This is a genomic window from Billgrantia desiderata (assembly GCF_900108215.1).
GTDB classification, from domain to species: Bacteria; Pseudomonadota; Gammaproteobacteria; order Pseudomonadales; family Halomonadaceae; genus Halomonas; species Halomonas desiderata.
Map to the genome: position 1 here is coordinate 35,268 of NZ_FNVC01000002.1, position 16,231 is coordinate 51,498.

The window sequence follows — 16,231 nt, forward strand, 5'->3', positions numbered from 1 at the left end:
TCTATCCGCCCCTCCCGCGGGGTTGTCGCCGTTTACGATCGATGCCTTGTCGGCCGTGTGCCGCTGCCTGTCCAGCCGGTGCATGGCGAGGCTCCCGTGAGCGAGTTTCCCTTCGCCGCCGTGGTCGGCCTGGCAGAGCTCAAGACCGCGCTGCTGCTCAACGCCATCCACCCCCGGCTCGGCGGGGTGCTGATCAGCGGGCCGCGTGGCAGTGCGAAATCCACCCTGGCGCGAGCCCTGGCGGCGATCCTGCCTGACGATGGCGAAGGGCGTCGGCCGCCCTTCGTCACCCTGCCCCTGGGGGCCAGCGAGGAGCGCCTGACCGGCAGCCTGGACCTGCAGCGGGTACTCGCCGAGCGCGAGGTGGCTTTCCAGCCGGGGCTGCTGGCCAAGGCGCACGGTGGCGTGCTCTACGTCGACGAAGTCAACCTGCTGCCGGACTCGCTGGTGGACCTGCTGCTCGACGTGGCCGCCAGCGGTACCAACGTTGTCGAGCGCGACGGTGTCAGCCATTCCCATCCCGCGCGTTTCCGCCTGATCGGCACCATGAACCCGGACGAAGGCGAGCTGCGCCCGCAGCTGCTCGACCGTTTCGGCCTCTGCCTCGAGCAGCACGCCGCGGTCAGCGTGGAAGAGCGCATCGTCATCGTGCAGCAACGCGAAGCCTTCGACCGCGACCCCAAGGGCTATGTGGCACGTCACGGCGAGGCCCAGGCAGCTCTGACCCAGCGTATCCGGCGTGCCCAGTCGGCGCTGCCGGAGATCGTCAGCGAGGCGTGGGTTTACGAGCACATCGCGCTGGGTTGTCAGGCGGCCGGCGTCGAAGGGCTGCGGGCGGACGTGACCTGGCATCGTGCGGCCCAGGCCCACGCCGCCTGGCGCGGCGCCGCTGCCGTGGCCAGGGAGGATCTGGAGGTCGTCGGGCCCTGGGTGCTGGCGCATCGGCGGACTTCGCCGCCTGCCCAGGAGCCGGGCAGGCACTCGGGCCATAATCCGCCACCGCCGCCGCCAAGCTCCGGTACACCACCTGCGTCGAGCGGGCCGGCAGGTTCCGGTGGCGGCACGTCAGGCTCGAGCGGCCAGGGGCAGTGGGGCGCCATGCCGCCGGTAGCGCAGAAAAGCGTCAGCGTGCCGGCCCCGAGCCTGGCGGACAGTGTCGCCCACGAGCGTGGACTGGATGGCTTCATGGCTCCCCCGATGCCAGCGGTCAGGCGGCGGGGCCATCAGCGTCGCTCCTACCAGGCATCGCCCCGGCCGGACTGGTTCGCCACCCTGATTGCCAATCGCGGTCGCTGGCCCTGGCGCCGACTGCAGTATCGCCAGGCGCGAATCGTCCCGCCGACGGTTCATCTGGTACTGCTGGATACCTCCGCCTCGACCCTGGGGCGGCAACTGCTGGGGCGGGCCAAGGGGCTGGTCGAGCAACTGGCCCGGCAGGCCTATTCCGCCCGCGAGCAAATGGCCGTGCTCGGCTTCGGCAATGACGGTGTCACGCCGATCCTGCTGCGCCGCCGTGCGCCCAAGGCGCTGCGTGAGCGGCTCGACAATGCTGACGGCGGCGGCGGTACGCCGCTGCGCCAGGTCGTGGTGCAGGCGGCGCGGTTGATTCGCCAGTGGCGGCGGCAGGAGGCCGACCTGCGCATACGCACCTACCTGATCACCGACGGCCGCACCCGGCAATCCCTGGCCGGCCTGCCGGCGCTGGGCGATTGCCTGGTCGTCGATACCGAGCAGGCCGCCGTCAGGCGGGGGCGGGGCGAGACCATCGCCGAGCAGCTCGGCGCCCGCTATTGTCGCCTGCCGCTGCCGGCGGGCCGTTCACGGCCAGGAGGCCAGGCGTGATGAAGGAACCTGTCGAGCGGCCGAGTGCTGCCTGTCCTGCGCTGTTCATCGCCGCACCGGCCTCGGGCCAGGGCAAGACCACGCTGACCGCGGCGCTGGCCCGGCTGCTGCGCAACCGCGGCAAGGTGGTGCGGGTGTTCAAGACCGGGCCGGACTACCTCGACCCCCAGATCCTGGCCCAGGCCTCTGGCCGGCCGGTGGATCAGCTCGACCTGTGGATGGCGGGGGAGACCTACTGCCGCCAGCGCTTCTTCGAGGCGGCCTGCGAGGCGGATCTGATCCTGGTGGAGGGCGCCATGGGGCTGTTCGACGGCGAGCCCTCCAGCGCCGACCTGGCCGCCCTGTTCGGCCTGCCGCTGGTCATCGTCATGGACGTCAAGGGCATGGCCCAGACCGCCGCGGCGCTGGTGGCCGGCCTGGCGGGCTTTCGCGACGACATCCGCATCGCCGGGCTGATCGCCAACGCCTGTGCCTCGCAGCGCCACCGTGAGCTGATCGAGTCCGCACTGCCTGCCGAGATTCCGCTGCTGGCCGCGGTGGCGCGGGACGGCGCGTTGACCCTGCCGGAGCGCCACCTGGGACTGGTGCAGGCCGACGAGATCCGCGCCGAGCTGGAGCTGCGCTTCGAGGCCGGCGCCAGGGCGCTGGATGCCGAGGGGCTGGCGGAGGCGCTGCTGCAGCTGCCGCCGGTCACCTTCGAGGCGCCGCGTCAGGCCGCCGAGCCGCCCATGCCCTCGCTGCAGGGACGGGTCATCGGCGTGGCCCGGGACGCGGCCTTCAGCTTCATCTACCAGGCCAACCTGGATCTGCTGGAGCGCATGGGGGCGACCTTGCGCTTCTTCTCGCCGCTGGCCGACCGCCACCTGCCCCCCTGCGATGCGCTGTGGTTGCCGGGCGGCTACCCCGAGCTGCACGCCGCACGGCTGGCGGCGAACGTGTCGATGCGCGACGAGCTGCGCCGCTTCTTCGCCGCCGACAAGCCGATCCTCGCCGAGTGCGGCGGCCTGCTCTACTGCCTGGAGAGTCTGACCGACATCGACGGCGAGACCCACACCCTGCTGGGGCTGCTGCCGGGCCACGGCGCCATGCGTGGACGCCGCGGCTGTCAGGGCATGCAGACCGCCGAGCTGCCGGAAGGGCCCGTGCGAGGCCACGCCCATCACCGCTCGATGGCGGAAGGCACGCCGGCGCCCATCGCCTTCTGCCGGCGTCAGCGCCACCCCGCGCCGGGCGAGGCGATCTATCGCCAGCGCGGCCTCACGGCCAGCTACCTGCATCTGTTCTTTCCCGACAACCCCGACGCCCTGGCCCGGCTGTTCACGGCGAGCGGGCAGCCGGCAAGCGCTTTAGAGACTCATTCCCTTACCCCCGAGGAGTCCCAAGGATGAACCTGAACAAGATCCCCGCCACGGTGGTGACCGGCTTCCTGGGCAGCGGCAAGACCACCCTGCTGGCCGCCATGCTGCGCCAGGTCACCGGCAAGCGCATCGCCGTCATCGTCAACGAGTTCGGCGAGCAGGACATCGACTCCAGCCTGCTGCGCGGCTGTGCCTTGAGCTGTGAAGAGGGCAATGAAGAAGGCCGCGACGAGGCGGGCGGCGCCCCGGTCGAGATCGAAAACGGCATCTATGAGCTGGCCAATGGCTGCATCTGCTGCACCGTGGAGGAGGAGTTCCTGCCGGTCATGAAACAGCTGATGGCCCGCCGCGACACGATCGACCACATCCTGATCGAGACCAGCGGCCTGGCCCTGCCCAAGCCGCTGGTGCAGGCGTTCAACTGGCCGGAGGTGCGCCAGCACTGCACCGTGGATGCGATCATCACCGTGGTCGACGGCCCGGCGGTGGCCGCCGGCCGCTACGCCCACGACGTGGAGAGGGTGGAGGCCCAGCGCCGGGCCGACGAATCCCTCGATCACGATCCCAGCCTGCGCGAGCTGCTCGACGACCAGCTCAGCGCGGCGGATCTGGTACTGGTCAGCAAGACCGACCTGCTCGACCCGGCCGAACGGGCCCGGGTGGAAGCGCTGGTCGCCCAGCGGGTGCCGGCCTCGGTGAAGACCCTGTTCATCGACAAGGGGCTGGCCGAGGACCGCGCCCAACTGGAGGCGCTGATGGGCATCGGTGCGGCCAGCGAGGAGGGCATCGACCGTATCGACAACCACCACGATCGCCACCACGCCGAGGGCGCCCATCACGACCACGCCCACGATCACTTCGACTCCTGCGTGATCCGCCTGGGCGAGGTCGACGGCGAGGCCCTGGCGGCGCGCCTGCAGCAGCTGCTGCAGCATCACGAGATCTATCGCGCCAAGGGCTTCGCGGCGATTCCCGGCAAGCCCATGCGCCGGGTGATCCAGGCCGTGGGCGAACGTCTGGACGGTTACTTCGACCGGCTGTGGGGGCAGGACGAGCCGCGCGCCACCCAGCTCGTCTTCATCGGCAAGGGACTGGATGGCGCGGCGCTGCATGACGCCCTGGCAGACGTCGAGATCGCGACGAGCGCCTGATGCATCTCTTCGCTGCCAAGCCGGGGGGCTTCGTCGACGACGAGGGTATCGTCGATCTGCAGCAGAGCCCCGCCGAGATCGTCATCCTGTCGGCCGCCGACAGCAGCCTGTCGGCCCTGGCCCAGGCGGCAGAGCGCTTGGCCGAGGCGGGCGGTGAGGGATTTCCCTCGCTACGCCTGGCCAACTGGATGAACCTGATCAAGCCGGCCGCCTACGACCTCTACGAGGATCGGGTGCTGGAACAGGCGCGGCTGGTGATCGTCTCGCTGCTGGGCGGCAGCGGCTACTGGCGCTACGGCTTTGATCGCCTGCTGGCCTGGGCCGCCGCCGACCGGCGCCGTCAGCTGATCCTGGTGCCGGGCTGCGACGCCCCGGACGACGCCCTGCTGGCGGACTCCAGCGTGCCTGTCGCCACGGCCCATCGGGTGTGGCGCTACCTGCGTGAGGGTGGGGTCGACAACGCCGAGCAGCTGCTGCGCTGTGTCGGCAGCGAGTGCCTTGGGCTGCCGCTGGCGTGGCGCGAGCCTCAGGCGCTGCCCGCGGCACTGCTCTATTTTCCCGCAACGCCCGCTCGGCAATCCCCGCACGGCCAGCCGGCAATGACGCTCAACGAGTGGCGAAGGCAGCAGGATGGGACGCGCCCGGTCTGTCTGCTGCTGTTCTATCGCAGCCATCTACAGGGCGCCAACACCGCGGTGCTGGATGGCCTGCTCGAGGTGCTCGAGGCCCAGGGGTTCGCGCCCCTGGCGGTGGCGGTGGCCTCGCTCAAGGAGCCGGCCTGCCTGGCCTTCGTCAACCACCTGATCGAGCAGACCGGGGCCGGCATCGTGATCAACACCACCGGCTTCTCGGTCAATCGCCATGCCGACGAGAGCGAGGCAGCGGGGGAAGAGCAGCTCGACCAGGACCTAGCGGGGCTCTTCGTCGGCCGGCCGGTGGTGCTGCAGGCGATCCTCTCCAGCAGCACCGAGGAGGACTGGCAGGCCGAGGCCGGCGGCCTGCGCAGCCGCGACATGGCCATGCAGGTGGTGCTGCCGGAGATGGATGGCCGCATCCTGACCCGGGCGGTGGGCTTCAAGAGCGAGGCCCACTACAGCGAGCGCTGCCAACTGCCGGTGATCCGCCACGCCCTGCACCCGGAGCGCGCCGCCTTCGTCGCCCGGCTGGCGCGGCGCTTCAGCGACCTGCAGCGCAAGCCGAACCGGCACAAGCGCCTGGCGCTGGTGCTGGCCAACTACCCCAACCGCGACGGCCGCATCGGCAACGGCGTCGGCCTCGACACGCCGGCCTCGACGCTGGCGATCCTGCGCGCCCTGGCCGCGGCGGGCTATCCGGTCGACGACCTGCCGGCGGATGGCAATGCCCTGATGCGGCGGTTGCAGGCGGGGGTGACCAACGACCCCCGCGGGCTGGACCAGCGCGGCTGCTGGCAGAGCATCGCCCTCGACGACTACCTGGCCTGGTTCCGGACCCTGCCGCCAGCCCTGCAGGAGGCGGTGTGGCGGCGCTGGGGCGCACCCAGCGAGGACCCCAAGCATCGCCAGGGCCGGCTGATGATCGCCGGCATTCGCCTGGGCGAAACCTTCGTCGGCATCCAGCCGCTACGCGACCTGGGTGACGATCCGCTCCAGAGCTACCACGACAGCGAGCTGGTGCCGCCTCACAGCTACCTGGCCTTCTATCTCTGGCTGCGCGAGCACTACCGGGTGGATGCGCTGATCCACGTCGGCAAGCACGGCAACCTGGAGTGGCTGCCGGGCAAGAGCGCGGCGCTCTCCGCCGAGTGCTGGCCGGACGTCGCCCTGGGGCCGCTGCCGCACTTCTATCCCTTCATCGTCAACGACCCGGGCGAGGGCGCCCAGGCCAAGCGCCGCAGCCAGGCGGTGATCGTCGATCACCTGATGCCGCCGCTGGCCCGTGCCGAACTCTACGGCGCCATGGCCGAACTCGAGTCGCTGACCGACGAGTACTACCAGGCCCTGGGCATGGACCCGCGACGCGAGACCCTGCTGCGCGAGCGCATCCTCGTCCACCTGCGCGACACCGGCATCGACCGCGAACTGGCGCAGGGCAGAACAGGCGGGGAGACGGCCGGGGAGGTGGATGACGAGCGCCTGCTCAACGAGCTGGACACCTATCTGTGCGACATCAAGGAGGCGCAGATCCGCCACGGCCTGCACGTGCTGGGCAGCCTGCCGCCGCGAGACAAGCTGGCCGGAACTCTGGTCGCCATCCTGCGGCTGCCGAGAGGCGATCAGCCGGCGCAGCGCGGCCTGCTGCACAACCTGGCCGCCGACCTGGGGCTGCCGCCGGCGTTCGACCCCCTGGCGGCCGGGGCCGAGCCCTGGCACGGCCCGCGGCCTCCAGCGCTGGCCGAGCTCGACGATTCCCCCTGGCGCAGCGCCGCCGATACCCGCGAGCGCCTGGAGCGGCTCGCCCACCGCCTGGTGGAGACGCACGTCGTGGCGGAGGGCTGCCTGGCCAGCCTGGCCCATGACTATCCGGCCACCGCCGAGCAGCTGCGCCATGTGCGCAGCGGGCTCTGGGCAGCCATGCAGCGCGGCGTCGAGATGGAGATCCAGTCGCTGCTGGCCGGCCTCGCGGGGCGCTTCGTTCCGCCCGGGCCGAGCGGTGCGCCCAGTCGCGGGCGTCTGGACGTGCTGCCCACCGGGCGCAACTTCTTCAGCGTCGACAATCGCTCGATTCCGTCGCCGGCCGCCTGGTCGCTGGGCGAGGCCTCGGCCCGGGCCTTCGTCGAGCGCTACCTGCAGGATCACGGCGACTATCCGCGGCGGCTGGGCCTGTCGATCTGGGGCACCGCCACCATGCGCACCGGCGGCGACGACATCGCCCAGGCTTTCGCCCTGATGGGCGTGCGGCCGGTGTGGTCGCTGGGCTCGCGGCGGGTGATCGACATCGAGGTGATTCCCGCCATGCTGTTGGGGCGGCCGCGGGTGGACGTCACCCTGCGGGTCTCCGGCTTCTTCCGCGACGCCTTCGCCAACGTCATCCGCCTGTTCGACCGGGCGGTACGGGCGGTGGCCGAGTACCAGGAGCCGGGGGAGGCCAACACCATCCGTGCGGCGGTCATGGCGCGCCGGCAGGAGCTCGAGGCGCAGGGCCGCTCCCCTGAGCAGGCGGCGCGGGAGGCCGGCTATCGGGTCTTCGGCAGCCGGCCCGGCGAGTACGGCACCGGCCTCAACCGGCTGCTCGACGAGCGCGCCTGGCGGCACGCCGATGACCTGGCCGACGCCTACCTGGCGAGCGGAGCCTACGCCTACGGCCAGTTTCCCGAGTCGGGGGTGGCGGCCCGGGCGGCCTTCGAGCACCAACTCGAAGGGCTGGAGGCGGTGATGCACAACCAGGACAACCGCGAGCACGACATCCTCGACTCCAACGGCTACTTCGCCTTCCAGGGCGGCATGGCCAACGCCAGCCGCGCCCTCAGCGGCCAGGCACCGAGCATCTATCACGCCGATCATGCCAATCCGGCGCGACCGCGCATGCGCAGCCTCGAGCAGGAACTGGCCCGGGTGATCCGCTCCCGGGTGCTCAACCCCAAGTGGATCGAGGCCATGCGCGAACACGGCTACAAGGGGGCTGCGGAGATGGCGGCAACGGTGGACTACCTGTTCGCCTACGACGCCACCACCGACCTGGTGGCCGACTACCAGTATGCCCAGGTCAGCCAGGCGCTGGTGCTGGATGACGAGAACCAGGCGTTCCTGCGCAAGCACAATCCGGCGGCCATGGAGGAGATGGCCGAGCGCCTGCTCGAGGCCATCCAGCGCGGCCTGTGGCGGGAGCCCGGCGAACAGGGCCCGGCCCTGCAGGACCTGCTGCTGGAGATCGACGAAACCCGGGAGGTGGCGGCGCCATGACGAACCAGGCGAATCGGCCGGCGGGCGCGCCGCGCATCAAGGGCTGGTGTCCCGGCGCCTGGCGCCCCATGGCCTCCGGCGATGGGCTGCTGGTGCGCGTACGCCCCCCGCTGGGGCGTCTCACCCGGCACCAGATGCTGGCCCTGTGCGAGGCGGCCGAGACCTTCGGCAGCGGCCTGATCGAACTCACCAATCGGGCCAACCTGCAGCTGCGCGGCGTATCCGACGCCAGCTGGCCCGGGCTGATGACCTTTCTCGTCGAGCACGGCCTGGTGGCGGCAGACCCGCAGGAGGAGCGTCGGCTGCCGCTGTTGCTGGCGCCCGACTGGCAGCCGGGCGACGCCACCCATGAGGTGGCGCGACGCTTGGAAGCCCGGCTCGATGCGCTGCCGGCACTGCCGGCCAAGATGGGCGTGGCCATCGATGCCGGCGCCGCGCCGCTGCTGGGCGAAGTCTCGGCGGATTTCCGTATCGAACGCTCGCTGGAAGGGGGCTTGGAAGGGGGCTTGCCGGCGCGGGCTTCGGACGCCTTGCCGGCGCAGTCTTCGGGCGCCTTATTGGTCCGTGCCGACGGGCGGGAAAAGGGCACCCCGGTGGACTCGCCCGCGGCCGCCGTCGAGCTGCTGATTCGCCTGCTGCACTGGTTCGTCGACAGCGGCGGGATCGACGCCGGCCGCATGCGTCGGCACCCGGCGCCGCTGCCGCCCTGGGCGCCTGCCACGCAGCGGCCTGCCGCCGCCGGTTGCGTGCCGGCCCTGGGACAGCACGCCTGGGGCCGGGTGCTGGGCCTGCCGTTCGGGCGGGCACCGGCGGCGACGCTGCGGGCCCTGATCGTGTCGGAGTCAGTCGTGGCGGCGTCAGCCTCGTCGGATTCGGTCGGCGCCGTGCGGCTCACCCCCTGGCGGCGGCTGCTGGTCGAGGGCTTTCCCGTCGGGGCGTCTTCGCCGTCGGGGCTGCTGGAGAGCGAGAGCGATCCGCGCCTGGCCATGCAGGCCTGTCCGGGCGCGCCCTACTGCGAGCAGGCCAGCGTGGCGACCCTGGGCCTGGCGCAGGAGTTGGCCGAACGGCTGAACGGCCAGGCGGGCAGCGTGCACCTGTCCGGCTGCGTCAAGGGCTGCGCCTGCCAGGCGCCCACGGACCTCTGCCTGACCGGCCGGGAGGGACGCTTCGACCTGATCGTCGGCGGTCGCGCCGATGGGACGCCGGTGGCCACCGGCCTGGATGAATCCGATGTTATCGAACACCTAGAGAAGAATCGCGATGCCTTACGTCTATGAAACGGACGGCCCGGCCATCTATCGGGAGTCCTTTTCCATCATCCGGCGCGAGGCCGAGTTGGCGCGTTTCGCGCCGGAGGAGGAGCCGGTGGCGGTGCGCATGATCCATGCCGCCGGGCTGGTGGAACTCGCCGCGCATATTCATTTCCGCGGCGATGCGGTGAACCGGGCCCGGACGGCGCTGGAGCAGGGCGCTCCCATCCTGTGCGATGCACGCATGGTCTCCGAGGGCATCACTCGCAAGCGCCTGCCGGCGGACAACGCCGTCATCTGCACCCTGCACGACGAGCGAGTGCCCGAGCTGGCCCGGGAACTGGCCACCACCCGCTCGGCGGCGGCGCTGGAGCTGTGGCGGCCCCATCTTGACGGGGCGGTGGTGGCGATCGGCAATGCGCCCACCGCGCTGTTCCATCTGCTCAACATGCTGGAAGACCCGGCGTGCCCGCGTCCGGCAGCGATCATCGGCTGCCCGGTGGGCTTCGTGGGGGCCGCCGAATCCAAGCAGGCCCTGTGGGAGAGCGCCGCGGCCCCCTGCGTGATCGTCGAAGGCCGCCTCGGCGGCAGCGCGGTGACGGTGGCTGCCCTCAATGCCATGGCGGATCGCAGCGAATGAGCCAAGCAACCATCACACCGGGCACCATCCATGGCGTCGGCCTCGGCCCCGGCAGCCAGGACCTGATGAGCGTGCGCGCCGACCGGCTGATTCGCGGGGCCACCCACGTCGCCTATTTCCGCAAGAAGGGGCGCCGCGGCCATGCCCGCAGCATCGTCGAGGGCCTGCTGGCGCCCGACGCGATCGAGATTCCGCTGGAGTATCCGGTCACCACCGAAATCCCGTTCGACGACCCGCTCTACAACGAACTGCTGGCGGCCTTCTACGAGAACAGCGTCGCGCAGCTCCGCGAGATCGCCGAGGCCGGGTGCGATGCGGTGGTGCTGTGCGAGGGCGATCCGTTCTTCTACGGCTCCTTCATGCACCTCTATACCCGCCTGCAGGGTCGGGTGCCGGTGGCAGTGGTGCCCGGCATCACCGGCATGTCCGCCGCCTGGACCGCCACCGGGCAGCCGGTGACCTGGGGCGACGACATCATGACCGTGCTGATGGGCACCCTGCCCGAAGCAACGCTGGTCGAGCACATTGCGCGGACCGATGCCCTGGTGGTGATGAAGATCGGTCGCAACCTGGCCAAGCTGCAGCGCGCGCTGGCCGAGGCCGGCCGGGAGCAGGAGGCCTGGCTGATCGAGTACGCCGCCATGCCGCAGCAGCGGATACGGCCGTTCCGCGAGGTCGGCGACAGCGTGCCCTACTTCTCCATCGTGGTGATCCATGGCAACGGGAGGCGGCCATGAGAGAACCTGCGTGGGGGAAGGAAGGGTGGCTGAAGGTGGTCGGCCTCGGTCCGGGCGATGCTGCGCTGATCACCCCCGAAGTCTCCGCCGCCCTGAGCGAGGCCACCGACGTGGTGGGCTACGTGCCCTACGTCGAACGGGTGGCGCCGCGGCCGGGGCTTACGCGCCACGGCTCGGACAACCGCGAGGAGCTCCGCCGCGCGGAGCAGGCGCTGCGGCTGGCCGCCGAGGGGCAGCGGGTGGTGGTGGTCTCCTCGGGGGACCCCGGGGTGTTCGCCATGGCCGCGGCGCTGTTCGAGGCGCTCGAGGCCGGCGAGCCAGAGTGGCGCGAGCTGGACATCCAGGTGCTGCCGGGCATCTCCGCCATGTTGGCCGCCAGTGCACGCCTGGGGGCACCGCTGGGCCACGATTTCTGCTGCCTCAACCTCTCCGACAACCTCAAGCCCTGGGGGCTGGTGGAAAGGCGTCTGCGATTGGCCGCCGAGGCCGATTTCGCCATGGCCTTCTACAACCCGCGCTCCCGCGCCCGGCCGGAGGGCTTCGTCCGCACTCTCGAGGTGCTGCGCGAGGCCTGCGGGGCGGAGCGCCCGATCATCTTCGCTCGGGCCGTCTCCATGCCGGAAGAGCAACTGACGGTCACCACGCTGGGCGAGGCCACGGCGGAGATGGCCGATATGCGTACCCTGGTGATGGTGGGCTCCAGCCAGACGCGGCTGATCCGGCGTGAAGGCGTGCCCTGGGTCTACACCCCGCGCTCGGCCCCGGGTTCTGACTCAAGGCCTGACGCAGGAGCCGAGCCGTGATGCAGCCAGGCCAACACCGCATCGACCGAATGCACCTCGCGCCGGGGCGGCGGCACTGGCCGCTCGATCATCACCACCGGTACGCCCAGCCGGCGAGCGGCGTCGAGCTTGGCGATGGCGCCGGTGCCGCCGGCGTTCTTGCACACGACGCGCTGGATGCCGTGCTCGCGCAGCAGCGCCAGGTCGCCGTCCAGCGTGAAGGGGCCGCGGTCGAGGACGATATGGTGGCGGGGCAGGGGCGGTGGCGTCTCGGGAGCGTCGACCAGGCGCAGCAGGTAGTGGTGCTGGGGCTGGTCGGCGAAGGCGGCGAGCTGCTGGCGGCCGATGGCCAGCAGGATGCGCCGGGGCGGGCCGGCCAGGGCGCTCACCGCTGCTTCGACGCTGGCGACCGGTTCCCAGCGGTCCCCGGCCTGGGGCACCCAGGGCGAGCGGGTCAGGGCGATCAGCGGAATGCCGCTGTGGCTTGCCGCGGCCACGGCGCTACGGCTCATCCGCTCGGCGAAGGGGTGGGTGGCATCGACCAGATGGGTAATGCGCTGCTCCGTCAGGAAGGCGGCCAGGCCCGCCACGCCGCCGAACCCGCCGACCCGGGTGGGCAGCGGCTGGGGCTTGGGAGTGCTCACTCGCCCGGCATAACTGAACAGGGCCGGGACCTCGCGCTCGGCCAGCGCGGTCGCCAGGGCACTGGCCTCAGTGGTTCCCCCTAGAATCAGGATTTTCATATGACGGACCTTGACGACGCTCCCTGGCTGACCCTGCTCGGCTGGGGGGAAGGTGGCACAGAAGGGCTGACCGCGGCAAGCCGCGAGGCGCTCGAGGCCGCCGAGCTGGTGTTCGGCGCCCGGCGCCATCTACGCCTGCTGCCGCCGCTGTCCGCCGAGGTGCGGGAGTGGCCGGTGCCCTTCGCCGAGGGCATTCCTCGACTGCTGGCCGAGCGGGGCCGGCGGGTGGTCATGCTGGTCTCCGGCGATCCCTTCTGGTTCGGCGCCGGGTCCACCCTGGCGCGCCATCTACCCGCTGCAGAGTGGCGGGCCCTGCCGGCGCCTTCCACCTTCAGCCTGGCGGCAGGGCGCCTGGGTTGGCCGCTGGAGGCGTGTACCTGCCTCGGCCTGCACGCCAAGCCGCTGACGCGCATCCGGCCCTACCTGCAGCAGAACCGACGCTTATTGGTGCTGCTGCGGGACGGGAACGCCGTCCATGAGCTGGCTGGCCTGTTGGTGCGCTTCGGCTTCGGTGGGTCGCGGCTTCACGTGCTGGAAGCGCTGGGGGGAGACGACGAGCGCCTTCGCAGCATGCGGGCCGACGCCGACCTGCCCGGCGATATCGCCCACCCGGTGGCGGTGGGGCTGGAGGTGGTCGGAGAGGGCCCGGCGTTGCCGCTCACCCCCGGCCTGCCGGACACGCTGTTCGAGCACGACGGCCAGCTCACCAAGCAGGCCGTACGCGCCATGACCCTGGCCGCCCTGGCTCCGAGGGCGGGGGAGCGGCTATGGGACATCGGCACGGGCTCGGGCTCGATCGCCATCGAGTGGCTGCTGGTTCATCCGGAGAACCAGGCGGTGGCCTTCGAGTGCCACGCCGAGCGGGCGGCGCGGGCGCGGCGCAACGCCGATAACCTTGGCGTCGACTGGCTCGAGGTGGTGGAAGGCGATGCCCTCGACGTTCTGGAGAATCAGGCACAGGGAGACCTGCCGCCGCCGGATGCGGTCTTTATCGGGGGTGGGCTATCGGAAAGCTTGCTGGAGGCGCTGTGGCAGCGCCTGCCGCCCGGGGTGCGCGTGGTGGCCAATGCGGTGACCCTGGAGTCCGAGGCCCTGCTGGCCGAGTGGCAGCGGCGGGCCGGCGGCGAGCTGCTGCGCATCGAGCTGTCCAGCGCCGCTCCCCTCGGCAACCGTCGCGGCTGGAAGGCCAGCTACCCCATCGTGCAGTGGCGGGTGACCCGATGACGGCGGCATCGAACGACATGCGCGTGGTCGGCTTCGGCTTTCGCCGCGCGGCACCGCTGGCCTCGCTGGCCGATCTGCTGGCACAGCTGGAGGCCCGCTATGGCCCCGTCGACCGCCTGGCGGCGGCAGCGTCCAAGCAGGCGTTGGTGCAGGCGCTGGGGCGCGAGCGGGGCATGGCGGTGATCGCCGTGGCCGACGAGGCGCTGCCATCGGTCGCCACCCTCACGCACTCCCGCCATAGCCTGACGGCCCGGGGCACGGGCAGCGTTGCCGAGGCCGTTGCCCTGCTGGCGGCGGGGCCGGGGGCGACCCTGCTCGCGCCCCGGCTGGTTTCTGCGGATCGCATGGCTACCGCGGCGCTGGCTCGAGTGTCACTGCCGCCAGGAGAGTCGACATGACCATACACTTCATCGGTGCCGGCCCCGGCGCGCCGGACCTGCTGACGCTGCGCGGGCGCGATCTCATCGCGGCCTGCCCCGTATGCCTCTACGCGGGCTCGCTGGTGCCCGAGCAGATCCTGGCCCACTGCCCGGAGGGCGCCCGTATCGTCAATACCGCGCCGCTCTCCCTCGACGAGATCATCGCCGAGATGCGCGCCGCCCATGCTGCCGGTCATGACGTGGCCCGGCTGCACTCCGGCGACCTGTCGATATGGTCGGCCCTGGGCGAGCAGCTGCGCCGGCTGCGCGAGTTGGCGATTCCCTACACCATCACCCCGGGCGTGCCGGCCTTCGCCGCGGCCGCCGCCACCCTGGGCCAGGAGCTGACCCTGCCGGGGGTGGCGCAATCGCTGGTGCTGACCCGCACCCCGGGGCGCGCCAGCGCCATGCCGGCGGGCGAGACCCTGGCCAACTTCGCCAGCAGTGGCACCACCCTGGCGATCCATCTCTCCATTCATAACCTGCCCCAGGTCGTCGCCGAGCTGCTTCCGCACTATGGCGCCGAGTGCCCGGTGGCCATCGTCTGGCGGGCCAGCTGGCCCGACGAACGGGTGGTGCGGGGGCGCCTGGCGACGGTGGAAACCCTGGTCGACGACGCCCTGCAGCGCACCGCGCTGATCCTGGTGGGGCCGGCGCTGGAGAGCGAGGATTTTGCCGAGAGCTGCCTGTATGCGGTTGGCTACGACCGCCGCTTTCGGCCGCAGTCGGCGGAGTCGCCCTTCGCCGACTGCGAGAGGGTCGATAAGAGGAGTGAGCGATGATTCACCTCTCGCTGATCGGCATCGGCACCGGCAACCCCGAGCATATCACCCTGGCCGCGGTGCGGGCGCTCAACCAGGCGGACCTGATCCTGCTGCCGCGCAAGGGGGAAGCCAAGTCGGACCTGATCGACCTGCGCCGGTTGCTGTGCCGCGATCTGCTCGAGGCGTCATCTCGCACCCGGGTCGTGGAGTTCGATCTGCCGTGCCGCGATGCCCGCGCCGACTACCTGGGCGCGGTGGACGACTGGCACGACGCCATTGCCGAGGTGTGGGCGGAACTGATGGCAACGCACCTGCCTGAAGGCGGGCGGGTCGGTATGCTGATCTGGGGCGATCCCTCGCTCTACGACAGCAGCCTGCGTATTGCCGAGCGTCTAGGTGGCAAGGGGCTTGCGCTCGACATACGCGTGGAGCCCGGCATCACCAGCCTGCAAGCGCTCACCGCCGCGCACCGCATCCCCTTGAATGCGCTGGCCGAACCGGTGTTGATCACCACGGGCCGGCGACTGCGGGAGCGCGGCTGGCCCAGTGACGCCGAGAGCGTGGCGGTGATGCTCGACAGCGGCGGTGCCTTCCAGGCGCTGCCCCAGGAAGGCCTCACTATCTGGTGGGGGGCCTATCTGGGCATGGACAAGCAGTGCCTGATCGACGGCCAGCTGGTGGACGTGGCCGCGACGATCCTCGAACGGCGTGCCGCCCTGCGCGAGCGGCACGGCTGGATCATGGACGTCTACCTGTTGCGGCGAGTGTAATTAAGGAGAGTGCAATGAAAACGGTCGACCCCCAGCGCCATGCCGAACGCATGGCACACAAGCAGAAGATCATGCAGGAGCGCATTGCCCGCGCCGACAAGGAGCAGGGCGTGCTGCTGGTACTCACCGGCCCCGGCAAGGGCAAGAGCAGCTCCGGATTCGGCATGCTGGCCCGTGCGCTCGGCCATGGCATGAAGGTGGGCGTGGTGCAGTTCATCAAGGGCAAGTTCCAGACCGGCGAGGAGGCCTTCTTCCGCCAGCAGTCGAACGTCGACTACCACGTGATGGGCGAGGGCTACACCTGGGATACCCAGGATCGCGACAAGGATGTGCAAGCCGCCGAGGCAGCCTGGGAGGTGGCGCGCGGCATGCTCGAGGATCCCGCGGTCGATCTGGTGCTGCTCGACGAGCTCAACATCGCGCTGCGCCACGGCTACCTGGAGCTCGATCGCGTACTCGACGACCTGCAGGCCCGCCCGCCCATGCAGCACGTGGTCGTTACCGGCCGGCACGCACCGGAGGCGCTGATCGAGCTGGCCGACACCGTCACCGAGATGAAGGTGGTCAAGCACGCCTTCAAGGAGCAGGGGATCAAGGCGCAGAAGGGCATTGAACTCTAGCTGATGATTCGGCTGGAGGGGATGATGAGCTTCTCCGGGGACAAGCCATC

The 16,231-nt window shown here is 70.9% G+C and carries 14 protein-coding genes; 13 read left to right on the forward strand and 1 reads right to left on the reverse strand.

Annotated features, from left to right (window positions below):
- Nucleotides 1-96: 96 nt before the first annotated feature.
- From C4S71_RS02530 to cobJ, 8 genes are read left to right on the forward strand one after another with little or no spacing between them, the layout of a single operon-like run.
- Nucleotides 97-1,842 carry an AAA family ATPase gene (locus C4S71_RS02530; protein ID WP_200825217.1) on the forward strand — a complete coding sequence of 582 codons (1,746 nt, stop codon included), beginning with the start codon at nt 97-99 and terminating at the stop codon, nt 1,840-1,842.
- A complete protein-coding gene (locus tag C4S71_RS02535) occupies nt 1,842-3,230 on the forward strand; it encodes a cobyrinic acid a,c-diamide synthase CobB (RefSeq protein WP_103968105.1) in 1,389 nt (462 codons plus the stop codon). The genes C4S71_RS02530 and C4S71_RS02535 overlap by 1 nt, the downstream gene beginning before the upstream one ends.
- Nucleotides 3,227-4,351, forward strand: coding sequence for a cobalamin biosynthesis protein CobW (cobW, locus tag C4S71_RS02540; RefSeq protein ID WP_103968106.1), 1,125 nt, complete (start codon nt 3,227-3,229; stop codon nt 4,349-4,351). Before C4S71_RS02535 ends, cobW begins: the two co-directional genes overlap by 4 nt.
- Complete coding sequence (gene cobN, locus C4S71_RS02545; RefSeq protein ID WP_103968107.1) at nt 4,351-8,232, forward strand: cobaltochelatase subunit CobN; 3,882 nt, start codon at nt 4,351-4,353, stop codon at nt 8,230-8,232. Before cobW ends, cobN begins: the two co-directional genes overlap by 1 nt.
- On the forward strand, nt 8,229-9,509 hold the full coding sequence (locus tag C4S71_RS02550; protein ID WP_103968108.1) for a cobalamin biosynthesis protein CobG: 1,281 nt from the start codon (nt 8,229-8,231) through the stop codon (nt 9,507-9,509). Before cobN ends, C4S71_RS02550 begins: the two co-directional genes overlap by 4 nt.
- Nucleotides 9,493-10,122 carry a precorrin-8X methylmutase gene (locus C4S71_RS02555; protein ID WP_103968109.1) on the forward strand — a complete coding sequence of 210 codons (630 nt, stop codon included), beginning with the start codon at nt 9,493-9,495 and terminating at the stop codon, nt 10,120-10,122. Before C4S71_RS02550 ends, C4S71_RS02555 begins: the two co-directional genes overlap by 17 nt.
- Before the next feature lie 11 nt (nt 10,123-10,133).
- Complete coding sequence (gene cobI, locus C4S71_RS02560) at nt 10,134-10,859, forward strand: precorrin-2 C(20)-methyltransferase (RefSeq protein ID WP_103968269.1); 726 nt, start codon at nt 10,134-10,136, stop codon at nt 10,857-10,859.
- Nucleotides 10,856-11,662, forward strand: coding sequence for a precorrin-3B C(17)-methyltransferase (gene cobJ / locus C4S71_RS02565; protein ID WP_103968110.1), 807 nt, complete (start codon nt 10,856-10,858; stop codon nt 11,660-11,662). Before cobI ends, cobJ begins: the two co-directional genes overlap by 4 nt.
- Here the strand turns inward: cobJ and C4S71_RS02570 are convergent.
- Complete coding sequence (locus tag C4S71_RS02570; protein WP_103968111.1) at nt 11,602-12,384, reverse strand: cobalt-precorrin-6A reductase; 783 nt, start codon at nt 12,382-12,384, stop codon at nt 11,602-11,604. The two genes, cobJ and C4S71_RS02570, sit on opposite strands and share 61 nt — an antisense overlap.
- Here C4S71_RS02570 and cbiE point away from each other — a divergent pair, their 5' ends adjacent.
- The 5 genes from cbiE to cobO are packed head-to-tail and all read left to right on the forward strand — an operon-like array spanning nt 12,385 to nt 16,181.
- On the forward strand, nt 12,385-13,608 hold the full coding sequence (gene cbiE, locus C4S71_RS02575) for a precorrin-6y C5,15-methyltransferase (decarboxylating) subunit CbiE (RefSeq protein WP_103968112.1): 1,224 nt from the start codon (nt 12,385-12,387) through the stop codon (nt 13,606-13,608). It abuts the gene before it with no gap.
- Nucleotides 13,605-14,006: a cobalamin biosynthesis protein gene (locus C4S71_RS02580; protein WP_103968113.1), complete on the forward strand. Its 402-nt coding sequence runs from the start codon at nt 13,605-13,607 to the stop codon at nt 14,004-14,006. Before cbiE ends, C4S71_RS02580 begins: the two co-directional genes overlap by 4 nt.
- The gene (gene cobM / locus C4S71_RS02585) at nt 14,003-14,809 is read left to right on the forward strand and encodes a precorrin-4 C(11)-methyltransferase (RefSeq protein WP_103968114.1); all 807 of its coding nucleotides are present in this window, start codon (nt 14,003-14,005) and stop codon (nt 14,807-14,809) included. The genes C4S71_RS02580 and cobM overlap by 4 nt, the downstream gene beginning before the upstream one ends.
- A complete protein-coding gene (cobF, locus tag C4S71_RS02590; protein ID WP_103968115.1) occupies nt 14,806-15,561 on the forward strand; it encodes a precorrin-6A synthase (deacetylating) in 756 nt (251 codons plus the stop codon). Before cobM ends, cobF begins: the two co-directional genes overlap by 4 nt.
- 14 nt (nt 15,562-15,575) lie before the next feature.
- Nucleotides 15,576-16,181: a cob(I)yrinic acid a,c-diamide adenosyltransferase gene (gene cobO, locus C4S71_RS02595; RefSeq protein ID WP_103968116.1), complete on the forward strand. Its 606-nt coding sequence runs from the start codon at nt 15,576-15,578 to the stop codon at nt 16,179-16,181.
- Nucleotides 16,182-16,231 lie beyond the last annotated feature (50 nt).

Bases quoted from the DNA above. Each gene is read 5' to 3' on its own strand.
- C4S71_RS02535 (WP_103968105.1), top strand. From the start codon at position 1,842: ATGAAGGAACCTGTCGAGCGGCCGAGTGCTGCCTGTCCTGCGCTGTTC.
- cobW (WP_103968106.1), top strand. From the start codon at position 3,227: ATGAACCTGAACAAGATCCCCGCCACGGTGGTGACCGGCTTCCTGGGC.
- cobN (WP_103968107.1), top strand. From the start codon at position 4,351: ATGCATCTCTTCGCTGCCAAGCCGGGGGGCTTCGTCGACGACGAGGGT.
- C4S71_RS02550 (WP_103968108.1), top strand. From the start codon at position 8,229: ATGACGAACCAGGCGAATCGGCCGGCGGGCGCGCCGCGCATCAAGGGC.
- C4S71_RS02555 (WP_103968109.1), top strand. From the start codon at position 9,493: ATGCCTTACGTCTATGAAACGGACGGCCCGGCCATCTATCGGGAGTCC.
- cobJ (WP_103968110.1), top strand. From the start codon at position 10,856: ATGAGAGAACCTGCGTGGGGGAAGGAAGGGTGGCTGAAGGTGGTCGGC.
- C4S71_RS02570 (WP_103968111.1), bottom strand. From the start codon at position 12,384: ATGAAAATCCTGATTCTAGGGGGAACCACTGAGGCCAGTGCCCTGGCG.
- cbiE (WP_103968112.1), top strand. From the start codon at position 12,385: ATGACGGACCTTGACGACGCTCCCTGGCTGACCCTGCTCGGCTGGGGG.
- C4S71_RS02580 (WP_103968113.1), top strand. From the start codon at position 13,605: ATGACGGCGGCATCGAACGACATGCGCGTGGTCGGCTTCGGCTTTCGC.
- cobM (WP_103968114.1), top strand. From the start codon at position 14,003: ATGACCATACACTTCATCGGTGCCGGCCCCGGCGCGCCGGACCTGCTG.
- cobF (WP_103968115.1), top strand. From the start codon at position 14,806: ATGATTCACCTCTCGCTGATCGGCATCGGCACCGGCAACCCCGAGCAT.
- cobO (WP_103968116.1), top strand. From the start codon at position 15,576: ATGAAAACGGTCGACCCCCAGCGCCATGCCGAACGCATGGCACACAAG.